General features: G+C 64.1%; 9 protein-coding genes. All 9 read right to left on the minus strand.

The window, feature by feature from the left end; genetic code table 11:
- Positions 1 to 45: 45 nt before the first annotated feature.
- The 9 genes from ftsW to mraZ all read right to left on the minus strand — a co-directional run bounded on the left by ftsW (position 46) and on the right by mraZ (position 10471).
- Positions 46 to 1200: a putative lipid II flippase FtsW gene (gene ftsW / locus ACOZKU_RS15085; protein WP_421579556.1), complete on the minus strand. Its 1155-nt coding sequence runs from the start codon at positions 1198 to 1200 to the stop codon at positions 46 to 48.
- 69 nt (positions 1201 to 1269) lie between these two features.
- Positions 1270 to 2667, minus strand: coding sequence for a UDP-N-acetylmuramoyl-L-alanine--D-glutamate ligase (gene murD / locus ACOZKU_RS15090; protein WP_421579557.1), 1398 nt, complete (start codon positions 2665 to 2667; stop codon positions 1270 to 1272).
- An 8-nt stretch (positions 2668 to 2675) separates the two neighbouring features.
- Complete coding sequence (gene mraY, locus ACOZKU_RS15095; RefSeq protein WP_314084988.1) at positions 2676 to 3776, minus strand: phospho-N-acetylmuramoyl-pentapeptide-transferase; 1101 nt, start codon at positions 3774 to 3776, stop codon at positions 2676 to 2678.
- Between the two features lie 118 nt (positions 3777 to 3894).
- Positions 3895 to 5328: a UDP-N-acetylmuramoylalanyl-D-glutamyl-2,6-diaminopimelate--D-alanyl-D-alanine ligase gene (locus ACOZKU_RS15100; protein WP_421579558.1), complete on the minus strand. Its 1434-nt coding sequence runs from the start codon at positions 5326 to 5328 to the stop codon at positions 3895 to 3897.
- Positions 5325 to 6773, minus strand: a complete 1449-nt coding sequence (locus tag ACOZKU_RS15105) for a UDP-N-acetylmuramoyl-L-alanyl-D-glutamate--2,6-diaminopimelate ligase (RefSeq protein WP_421579559.1) — start codon at positions 6771 to 6773, stop codon at positions 5325 to 5327. The genes ACOZKU_RS15100 and ACOZKU_RS15105 overlap by 4 nt, the downstream gene beginning before the upstream one ends.
- Before the next feature lie 64 nt (positions 6774 to 6837).
- Positions 6838 to 8580: a penicillin-binding protein 2 gene (locus ACOZKU_RS15110; protein ID WP_314084994.1), complete on the minus strand. Its 1743-nt coding sequence runs from the start codon at positions 8578 to 8580 to the stop codon at positions 6838 to 6840.
- Positions 8580 to 8987, minus strand: a complete 408-nt coding sequence (gene ftsL, locus ACOZKU_RS15115; RefSeq protein WP_421579560.1) for a cell division protein FtsL — start codon at positions 8985 to 8987, stop codon at positions 8580 to 8582. The genes ACOZKU_RS15110 and ftsL overlap by 1 nt, the downstream gene beginning before the upstream one ends.
- A gap of 3 nt (positions 8988 to 8990) precedes the next feature.
- A complete protein-coding gene (rsmH, locus tag ACOZKU_RS15120) occupies positions 8991 to 10016 on the minus strand; it encodes a 16S rRNA (cytosine(1402)-N(4))-methyltransferase RsmH (RefSeq protein WP_314084998.1) in 1026 nt (341 codons plus the stop codon).
- 14 nt (positions 10017 to 10030) lie between these two features.
- Positions 10031 to 10471, minus strand: coding sequence for a division/cell wall cluster transcriptional repressor MraZ (gene mraZ / locus ACOZKU_RS15125; RefSeq protein ID WP_421579561.1), 441 nt, complete (start codon positions 10469 to 10471; stop codon positions 10031 to 10033).
- Positions 10472 to 11117 lie beyond the last annotated feature (646 nt).

The raw sequence follows: 11117 nt of genomic DNA on the forward strand, positions 1-11117 counted from the left end.
ACCACCGGCGGCGAGAAGAACGATGCCTTTGGTCATTCGAAACCCTTATTCAGCGGGCGCCATGATGCCGCCGCGGAAGAGGCTGCGCTCGGAGGCGCGCTTTTCGGGACGGTGGCGGGTCAGCGCCAGGATGAAGCCGGCCGTCACGCAGATCGCGATCATCGACGAACCGCCATAGGAGATGAGCGGCAGCGTCATGCCCTTGGCCGGCAGCAATTCGAGGTTCACGCCGATATTGATCATCGACTGGATGCCAAGCTGCAGCACCAGGCCGGCGACGGCAAAGCGGGTGAAGTCGTTGCGCTCCTTGAAGGCGTGGTTGAGGCCGCGCATCACCACGAAGGCGAAGATCGCGACGATGACCATGCAGAAGATGATGCCGAACTCTTCCGCCGCGACGGAGAAGATGAAGTCGGTGTGGCTGTCCGGGATGATGCGCTTGACGGTGCCCTCGCCCGGCCCCTGGCCGAACCAGTTGCCGCGGATGATGGCCTCGCGCGCCGTGTCCATCTGGAACGTGTCACCTTCGCCGGTCATGAACTTGTCGATACGGCCCGCCACGTGCGGCAGGAACGTATAGGCGGTCAGAAGGCCGCCGACGGCCGCACCGCCGAGCACGATGATCCACAGCCAGGGCATGCCGGCCATGAAGAACATGCCGCCCCAGACAGCGGCCGTCAGGATGGTCTGGCCAAGGTCCGGCTGGGCGACGAGCAGCGCCGCGACGATGCCGAACAGGATGATGGCGAAGAGATTGCCGGGGATTTCCGGCTGGCGGGCATGTTCGGAAAACAGCCAGGCGCAGATGATGACGAAGGCCGGCTTCATGAATTCCGACGGCTGGATGGAGAGGCTGCCGATGGAGATCCAGCGCCGCGAGCCCTTCACCTCGACGCCGAAGAACAGCGCCAGCACCATGGCCGCGAGCGAAATGAGAAGCAGGATCATCGCCGCCCGACGCACCTGGCGCGGCGACAGGAAGGAGATGCCGAACATGATGGCGATGGCCGGCACGAGGAACATCGCGTGGCGCCGCACGAAGTGGAAGCTGTCGAGGCCGATGCGCTCGGCAACCGCCGGGCTTGCCGCGAAGGACAGCATGAAACCCAGCCCCATCAAAAGGATGAAGGCCGCGAGGAAGTAGCGGTCTATCGTCCAGAACCAGTCCGCCAATGCACCACGTTCGGCACGACTAACCATGTCTCTTTCCCCTGTTTCAGACCAATCCCGGATCGAGCCGCCGCACGCGCCTGCCGGAACTGCGTGATGTCAAACGGCCACCAGCATGGACACGCCCGGCACGCCGGAAACGTGTTTCACGAAGGCGTCACCGCGCACTTCAAAGTTCTTGTACTGGTCGAAGCTTGCGCAAGCCGGGGAGAGCAGAACGGCAACGGGGCCGCCGCTGTCCTTCTCCGCATCTGCCGCCGCATCCGCCACGGCCTTTTCCAGCGTGCCCGACATTTCGTGGGCGACGGCGCCGCCGAGCGTCGCGGCAAAGGCCGGCGCCGCTTCACCGATCAGGTAGGCCTTGGCGATCTTCGGGAAGAAGCTGCCGAGCGAGGCAATGCCCCCCTCCTTCGGCACGCCGCCGGCAATCCAGTAGATGCGCTCGAAGCTCGACAGCGCGGGGGCCGCCGCATCCGCATTCGTCGCCTTGGAATCGTTGACGAACAGCGTGTCACCCTTGCGGCCGACCGGCTGCATGCGGTGCTTCAGGCCGGGGAAGGACGCAAGGCCCGCCCGGATCTCGTTTTCGCTGACGCCGACGGCGAGGCAGGCCGCAACCGCCGCCGCCGCGTTCTGCGCATTGTGATTGCCGCGCAGCGTCTGGATCGGCGTGAGATCGGCGATCTCCCGCGTCGCACCGCTCTGCGCCAGGATCAGACCCGCACCATCGGCATAGATGCCATCGGCCAGCACATTGCGCTTGGAGATACGCACGACCTTGGTGCCGGCGCGCTCGATGCGGTCGGCGATGATCTCGCAATAGGTGTCGTCGACACCGACGATCGCCGTCTTGCTGCCCGCGACCAGCCGCTCCTTGACGTCGGCATAGTGCTGCATCGAGCCGTGGCGGTCGAGATGATCGGGCGTCAGGTTGAGCAGGATGCCGGCCGACGGGTTCAGCGTCGGCGCGAGGTCGATCTGGTAGGACGAGCATTCCACGACGTAGAAACGGCCCGCCTTCGGCGGATCGAGCGTCAGAACCGCCGTACCGATATTGCCACCGAGCTGCGTATCGCGGCCGCTTGCCTTCAGGATGTGGGCAATGAGCGCCGTGGTGGTCGATTTGCCATTCGTGCCGGTGATGGCGATGAACGGGCAATCGGGCGCGTGCACGCGGCGCTCGCGCGCGAAAAGCTCGACGTCGCCGATGATCTCGACACCGGCAGCGTTCGCAAGCTCGGCGCTCCAGTGCGGCTTCGGATGGGTCAGCGGCACGCCGGGCGAGAGCACGAGCGCGTCGATGGTCTTCCAGTCGAGCGCCCGCAGATCGCCGGTCTTCACACCGGCAGCGGAAGCATTCTCGACGCTTGCGGCGCTATCGTCCCAGGCGGTGACATCGGCCCCGCCGGCAGCCAGCGCCAGCGCGGTCGCCAGCCCCGAACCGCCGAGCCCGAAGAGCGCGACCGACTTTCCCTTCAATGTGGTGACGGGGATCATCGGAAGCCTTACCGCAGCTTGAGCGTGGAGAGGCCGACCAGCGCCAGCACGACGGCGATGATCCAGAAGCGAATGACGACCTGGCTTTCCGTCCAGCCCTTCTTTTCGAAGTGATGGTGGATCGGCGCCATCAGGAAAACGCGCTTGCCGGTAAGCTTGAAGGAGCCAACCTGGATGATGACCGACAGCGTCTCCATGACGAACAGGCCACCGATGATCGCCATGACGATCTCGTGCTTGGTGGCGACGGCGACGGTGCCGATGAGCCCGCCGAGCGCCAGCGAGCCGGTATCGCCCATGAAGATGGCGGCGGGCGGCGCGTTGAACCACAGGAAGCCGAGGCCCGCACCGATGACGGCGCCGAGCACCACGGCAAGCTCGCCCGTGCCGGGCACGAAATGGATCTGCAGGTAATTGGCGAAAACCGCGTTGCCGGCGAGATAGGCGATGACGCCGAAGGAGGCGGCCGAGATCATGACCGGAACCGTGGCGAGACCGTCGAGGCCGTCCGTCAGGTTCACGGCATTGCCGGCCGCGACGATGACGAAGCCGCCGAAGATCACGAAGAAGATGCCGAGATTGACCAGCAGGTCCTTGGCGAAGGGGAAAGCGATGGACGAGCCGAAAGTCGAGCCGGCCGGGCCGGTGGCGAGCGACGCGCGCATCATGAAGTACGTTGCAGCACCGGCGATCAGGAATTCAAGGCCAAGGCGCGCCTTGCCCGAAAAACCTTTGTCGGACTGTTTGGTGACCTTCAGGTAATCGTCGTAGAAGCCGATGGCGCCGAAGCCGAGGGTGACGAGCAGCGTGGCGACCACATAGACGTTGGAAAGGTCGGCCCAGAGCAGCGCGCTGCCGACGATGCCGGCGAGGATCATCAGGCCGCCCATGGTGGGGGTGCCGGCCTTCTTGAAATGCGTCTGGGGACCGTCGGCGCGGATCGGCTGGCCCTTGCCCTGGCGGACACGCAGCGATGCGATGATCATCGGCCCGAACAGGAAGACGATGATAGCGGAGGTGAACAGCGCAGCGCCGGTCCGGAAGGTAATATAACGAAACAGGTTGAACACCTGGATGGTGTCCGCCAGCTCGACGAGCCAAAGCAGCATTGTCACCCTTTCCCCAAAAGGTTCCCTGAAGCGTCCGCGGCGTGACAGGCCGGCGGACAGAGAAGCAAATCACATAAAGAAGAAGGTCCGGCAGACGTCTGTCCGGCCGAACCCCTTCTCAACTCTCGCGCTCCCCTTCGGAGAACGCCGGATATTTGTCAAGCAGGGCCGCCACGATGCGGCTGAAACCCGTGCCTTTGGACGATTTGACGACCAGAACGTCACCGGCCTGCACCGCATCCAGCGCGTATTTGGCAAGTTCATCGGCCGTATCGCGGTATTCGTGGCTAACGCCCTCCGGCAGCGCATCGCGCAGCGACGCCATATCGGGGCCGCCGAGCCAGACATCGGCGATGCCCGCTTCCAGAAGCGGTTCGGCAAGGCCGGCATGCACGGCGGGCGAATGCTCACCCATTTCCAGCATGTCTCCGAGCACGGCGATGCGGCGCCCGCCGGCTTGCGGCTCGGCATCGCGCAAAAGCGCGATCGCCGCCCGCATCGAGGCCGGGTTGGCATTGTAGCTTTCGTCGATCAGCGTGAACCAGCCACCGTCTTTGGCGAGCCGGTAGCGCCGGCCGCGGCCCTTTTCGGCCTGCATGGTGGCAAGGCCGCTCATCGCCTTCTCGATATCCGCACCAGCCAGATGCACCGCACCGAGCACCGCGACGGCGTTTTCGGCGATATGCCGGCCGGGTGCGCCCATCGGCACTTCCAGCGTCTGGCCGCCGATGGCGGCGCGCAGCAGGCTGCCCTCGCCGCTCGGCAGGAAATCAAGCAGGCGGAATTCCGACTTGGGATCGGCGCAGAAGGAATGGATATGCGCGACGCCGGCCGCCTCCGCCGCCTTTTCGAGGAAACCGAACTGTTCGTTGTCGCAGTTGAGAATGGCATGGCCACCCGGCACGACACCTTCGAAGATTTCGGCCTTGGCGGCGGCGATCTCCTCGAGATCACGGAAATTGCCGAGATGGGCCGGCGCGATCGTTGTGATCATCGCGATATGCGGGCGCACCATGGCGACCAGCGGGCGGATCTCGTTGGCATGGTTCATGCCGATTTCGAAAATGCCGTAATCGGTGGTCTCGGGCATGCGCGCCAGCGTCAGCGGCACGCCCCAGTGATTGTTGAACGAGGCGACGGACGCATGCACGCTGCCGGAGGGCGAGAGCGCTTGGCGCAGCATCTCCTTGCTCGTCGTCTTGCCGACCGAGCCGGTGACGGCGATGATGCGGGCGGCGGTGCGATCCCGCGCCGCACAGCCGAGATCGACCAGCGCCTGCAACACGTCCTGCACCACGATCATCGGCGTCACGAGACGGCCGAGCGCCGGCAGCTTGCCTTCGCTGACGACCAGCAGCGCCGCGCCATTGGCAACGGCGAAGCTTGCAAAGTCATGGCCATCGACGCGGTCGCCCTTGATCGCGAAGAAGGCCTCGCCGGCGCCGATGGCGCGGCTGTCGATGGAAATGCCGGTGATGCCTTGCGGCAGGTTGCCGATGGGGCGGCCGTGCACGGCGGCAATGAGATCAGCGCTGGTCCAGAGCCACTTCACCGGTCGAGTTCCTCCAGCGCCTTGCGCAATTCGGCATGGTCGGAGAACGGCAGCGTCACCGCACCCACGGTCTGTCCCTCCTCGTGCCCCTTGCCGGCGACGATCAGCGTATCGCCCGACTGCAGCATCTTGACCGCGGCGCGGATCGCCTCGGCCCGGTCGCCAATCTCGGTCGCACCAGGGGCCGCAGCCATGATCTCGGAGCGGATGACGGCGGGCACTTCCGAACGTGGATTGTCGTCGGTGACGATGACCACATCGGCCAGACGCGTGGCAATCTCGCCCATGATCGGGCGCTTGCCCTTGTCGCGATCGCCGCCGCAGCCGAAGACCACGATGACGCGGCCCGTCGTGAACGGACGCACGGAGGTCAGCACGTTGTCCAGCGCGTCCGGCTTGTGCGCATAATCGACATAGGTGAGCGCGCCGTTCTTCGCGTGGCCGACCAGTTCGAGGCGGCCGGGCGCGCCGATCAGCTTTTCGAGCGCCGCCATGGCCGTGGCCGCCGGCACGCCCGTCGACATGGCAAGGCCCGCCGCGACAAGCGCATTCGCCACCTGGAAATCACCGGCGAGCGGAATGTGCACTTCAAAAATATCGTCGCCGACATGGATTTCGGCGGTCTGCTTGTGGCGGAAATGCTCGACGCGCTTCAGGGCGAGATAATCGCCCTTGCGGCCGACCGTGCGCACGTCGAGACCCGCCTTGCGCGCCGCGTCGATGGCTTGGCCCGACCATTCGTCGTCGGCATAGATCACGGCAGGCAGCCCCTTGGCGAGCAGCGTATCGAACAGCCGCATCTTGGAGGCCATGTAGTGCTCGACCGTCGGATGGTAATCCATGTGGTCGCGGCCGAGATTGGTGAAGGCGGCGGCGGCAAGCTTCACGCCGTCGAGGCGCGCCTGGTCGAGGCCGTGGCTGGAGGCTTCCATCGCCGCATGGGTGACGCCGGCATCGGCAAGCTCGGCGAGCAGCGCATGCAGCGACACCGGATCAGGCGTCGTCAGTGAACCGTAATCGTTGCGGCCCGGTGCCACGACGCCGGTCGTACCGATCATCGCGGCCGGGTGGCCGGCATAGGCCCAGATCTGGCGCGTGAAGGAGGCGACGGAGGTCTTTCCCGCGGTGCCGGTCACGGCGACCATGGTTTCCGGCTGGCGGCCGTAGAATTGCGCGGCGGCAAGCGCCAGGAAGCGGCGCGGCTCGGCAACGGCAATGACGGGAACGGCGGTTTCGACCGTAACGCCCTCGGCAACAACGACGGCCGCGGCACCACGCGAGACGGCATCGGCAATGAAGGCGCTGCCATCGGCCTTGGTCCCCGTCAGCGCGACAAAGAGATCGCCCGGCTTCACCTTCCGGCTGTCGCTCGTGATACCGCTTACATTTGCGGCGGCGGCGCCTAGGTCGTTGGCTTCGGGTCCGGCGAGGTCACTGATCTTCATTATCCGCTCTATTGCTGTCTGTGGGTGCCGTCTCCGTTTCGAATCGGCATCCCCTCTTCTCCGCTCAATAAGACACAAGCGTGGCAGACCCGTCCTCACCAAATTTCGGCTTTACACCGAGAAGGGCGGCGGAGCGGCGGATGATCTCGCCCACCATGGGGGCGGCGTTGCTGCCGGCGGTGCGGCCGCCACCCTCGCCGGTCTGCGGCGCGTCGATGAAGCTCAGAACCACATATTTCGGGTCGTCGATCGGGAAACCGGACAGGAAGGCGTTGAAGTTCTGCGTGTTGGAATAACGGCCACCGACGACCTTGTTGGCCGTGCCGGTCTTGCCGCCGACATTGAAGCCCGGAACGAGCGAACGGCGGCCGGAACCGTCATTGGCGTTGAGCTTGAAGAGATAACGCATGTTCTCGACGGTCTGCGGGTGGATGACCACCTTGGCGATCTCGTCGGCCTCCTCCTGCGTGCGCGGCAGGAAGGTCGGGTTGAACAGCTTGCCGCCGTTGATGAGCGCGGCACCGGCAACGGCGGTCTGCAGCGGCGTCGTGGAAACACCGTGACCGAAGGAAATGGTGATCGAGTTGATCTTCTTCCATTCGCGCGGCTGCGTCGGCGTTTTGACTTCCGGCAACTCGGTTTCCATCCTGGTCAGCAGTCCGAGCCGGGTCAGGAATTCCTTGTGGCCGGCGATACCGACGACGTCGGCCTCCTTGGCCGTGCCGATGTTCGACGAATACTGGAAGATTTCCGGCACGGTGAGGATACGGTGCTTGCCGTGGAAATCCTTGATGGTGAAGCCGCCAATGCGGATCGGCGCACGCGCGTCGAAACTGTCGGTGATCTTCACCTTACCCGAATCGAGCGCCATGGCGGTCGTGAAGCTCTTGAAGGTCGAGCCCATCTCGAACGTGCCGTTCGACATGCGGTTCATCCAGCCTTCCTTGGCGCCCTCAGCCGGATTGTTCGGATCGTAATCGGGATAGGAGGCCATGGCGAGCACTTCGCCCGTGCGCACGTCGAGCACGACGGCACCGGCGGCAATCGCCTTGTATTTCTCCATGCCTTCCTTGACGACTTCGCGCACGATGGCCTGCACGCGGATGTCGATGGAAAGGCGCACCGGCTCCAGCTTGGCGTCGCTCGTCATGCCGATGGCGGCAAGGTCGGCGAGACCCTGGCTGTCGATGTAGCGCTCCATGCCGGCAATGCCGCGGTTGTCGATATTGACGTGGCCGAGGATGTGCGACGCCGTTGCGCCGCCCGGATAGAAGCGGCGCTTTTCCGGCCGGAAGCCGACGCCGGGAATTCCGAGCGCGAGGATCTTGCTCTGCTGCTTGGGCGTCAGCTGGCGCTTCAGCCACTGGAAGCGGGATTTCGAGGTGAGCTTGCGGTAGATGCCCCGGCGGTCGAGATCCGGCAGAACGGTCGCCAGCATTTCAACGGCTTCGTCCGCATCGACGATCTTGTGCGGCTCGGCATAGAGCGAGACTGTGCGGATGTCGGTCGCCAGGATTTCGCCGTTACGGTCGATGATATCGGGACGCGACGCCATCAAATGGTCCGCGGGGCCGATGGAGGACACCGTCTCGGACGAGGCCATGCCATACTGCACGAGGCGGCCGCCGATGACGGCATAGGCCATGCCGAAGCAGCAGATCATGACGGCGACGCGGCTGCGCGCCTGCGAGCCGGACCGCTTGCGCGTGCCCTCGAAGGCGGGGCCTCCGGCGCCGGTATTGTTGTTGCCGCCGGCGCTGAAATGCGCCTTGCTCTTGACGACCATGATGCGGGAGAGAAACGACATCAGCGTGCCACCGATCCGGTTTGGATTGCGTCCGTGTTCTTCTTCTTGGTGTTCTTGTTGCCGTCGGCGATCTTCGCGTCCGCCTTGGCGTCCTTGGCCGGCTCCAGCGCCGGCAGCTCGGCCATCGGCATCGGCAGCTCGTTCGGCTGCGCGAGCTGGGTCGATTCGGTCGGCACGAGCTTCAGGTCGCCCGCAAAGGTCGTCACGAGGCGGTTGAGACGGTTCGGCTGGGTCAACAGCGCCCAGTCGGCCTTGAGAAGGTCGATCGTGTCTTCCTCAAGCTTGATCTCGGCATCCAGCTTGCGCACCTCTTCCTGCTTGTTCTCAGCCTGATGTTTGAGCGAATAGGTAACGGTGGCGGCTGCGGTCATGACGGCAATCAGCACGACATCAAGGGTACGGAACATCACTCAGCTTCCCATCTTCTCGATGCTGGCAAGGTTGGGCAGGTTGAAAATGGACAGATCATCCGTCCCGGCGGGGGCGTTGGTGCGCACGCCCGCTCTCAGTTTCGCAGATCGGGCGCGCGGATTGACCGCGCTCTCCTCGTCGCTGGCCGCCACCATAGGGCGCCCGACTGGTGCGAAGGTTGCGGCTTTGTCGTGAACTTCGGGCAGATGGCGCGAGCCCGCAGCCTTGCCCGAACGATCCTGAAAGAACTTTTTCACGATCCGGTCTTCCAGCGAATGGAAGGAGACGATGACGAGACGACCGCCCGGCTTCAACGCCCGCTCGGCGGCAAACAGCGCCTCGGCAAGCTCGCCGAGCTCGTCGTTGACGAAAACGCGCAGCGCCTGGAAGACGCGCGTCGCCGGATGAATCTTGTCCTTGGCCTTGCGCGGCGTCGTGAGCTCGATGAGGTTGGCGAGTTGCCGTGTCGTCGTGAACGGCTCCTTCTCGCGCGCCTTCTCGATGGCGCGGGCGATGCGCCCTGCCTGCTTCTCCTCGCCGAGGAAACCGAAGATGCGGATAAGGTCGGAGACCTTGGCGCGATTCACCACGTCGGCGGCCGAAACGCCCGATGCGGACATGCGCATGTCGAGCGGGCCGTTCTTCTGGAAGGAGAACCCGCGCTCGGCCTCGTCGATCTGCATGGAAGAGACGCCGATATCGAGCACGACGCCGTCGAGGCCGCCCGCGGGCGCGTGTTCGGCAAGCTCGGAAAAGCGCGAATGGATGAGGGTCAGCCGGCCGCCGGACGCCTTGACGAGATCCTGTCCGCCGGCAATCGCATTGGGATCGCGGTCGAGGCCGATGACGTTGGCACCGGCGGCAAGGATGGCCGACGTGTAGCCGCCCGCACCGAAAGTGCCGTCGAGAATGACCTCGCCGGGCTTGGGCTGAAGCGCCTCGATGACTTCGGAGAGAAGAACCGGAATGTGACGGACCGGTCCGCCATCGGCATCAGAAAAACCTCCGCCAAGATCCGCCGCCATTCCGATTCTCCGTCTTACCCCGAGCCCAGACCTCGCGTTCTGAACTCTTCCCGTGCCGCCGCCTGTGTGGCTTCGAATGTCTGCGGTGCCCAGAGCTGAAAATGATCCGCCCGACCGACAAAGGTCACATCCGTGGTGATGCCCGTGAAATCCCGGATGAAATCCGTGACCGCCAGGCGCCCCTCCGAATCGAGCTTCATGAAGACCCCGCCCCCGTGGATCAGGAGCGACATCCGATTGGCTTTTGGCGAAAAAACATCCTCGCTGGCGATCTGGCGCTCGAAACGATCGAGCAGATCCAGCCCACCGACGCTGATCGCCGGAAACATGAAGTCCTGGAAGCAATACAGCTCCCGGATGTCGCGCTGCGCGAGCACGGAGCGAAACGCCGAAGGAACGGAAACCCTCCCCTTGGCATCGACCCTGTTCGTCGCATTCGACAGGAACCGGTTCATGACGCGATACAGCCGTTCCCCAAGCCGGGACGCTGTGCATCCACCCCGGCAAATCCAACACCACACTGCGCGCAGAAACCAGCGCTGATGTAACGCTTACGCGTCGCACCGTCCCCAGCCGGTTAGCCTCAAAGCTTTGCGATGATCGGACGCTCATGCGTCCTCGTGCAGTGTGATTTTGGGATACCATGGGACCATATGGGCGTCAATGGGAAGAGACCTCATCTCCCGTGTTCAGACCGTCAAACGTTTATAAGCTGTTAAGTTTAACAAAAGGTTAGGAAGGCGGTCTCAAGACCTTGTATTTGCATGCGCCAAGACACCGCTCGCGTGCGTTTCGCCGCACGGCAAGGCATGCGCGAAACCCCAAGAATTCAGCGCGTTAGCGGGGTATGAAAAAATAACTTTGCAGAGACGTTTTTATGCCTACGGGCGAGCAGGGCCGCACGACAGGGAGCGCAAGCAAGAGCAACAAAACGGACAATGCAGAGACCTCATCAGGAGCTTCCTCGGGTCCCGCAGGATACGCGCTTTGCCCGTATCTACACGGCGCCGTTGTGGCAATACCGCGCAGACTTCCCATTATGATGCAGAAAAGGCAGATTAGAGTTTGCTCGCGCACTGGGGAGGCCGCACCTCCCCAGTG

This window comes from Shinella sp. M31, from assembly GCF_049199205.1.
In the GTDB taxonomy this organism is placed as follows: Bacteria; Pseudomonadota; Alphaproteobacteria; order Rhizobiales; family Rhizobiaceae; genus Shinella.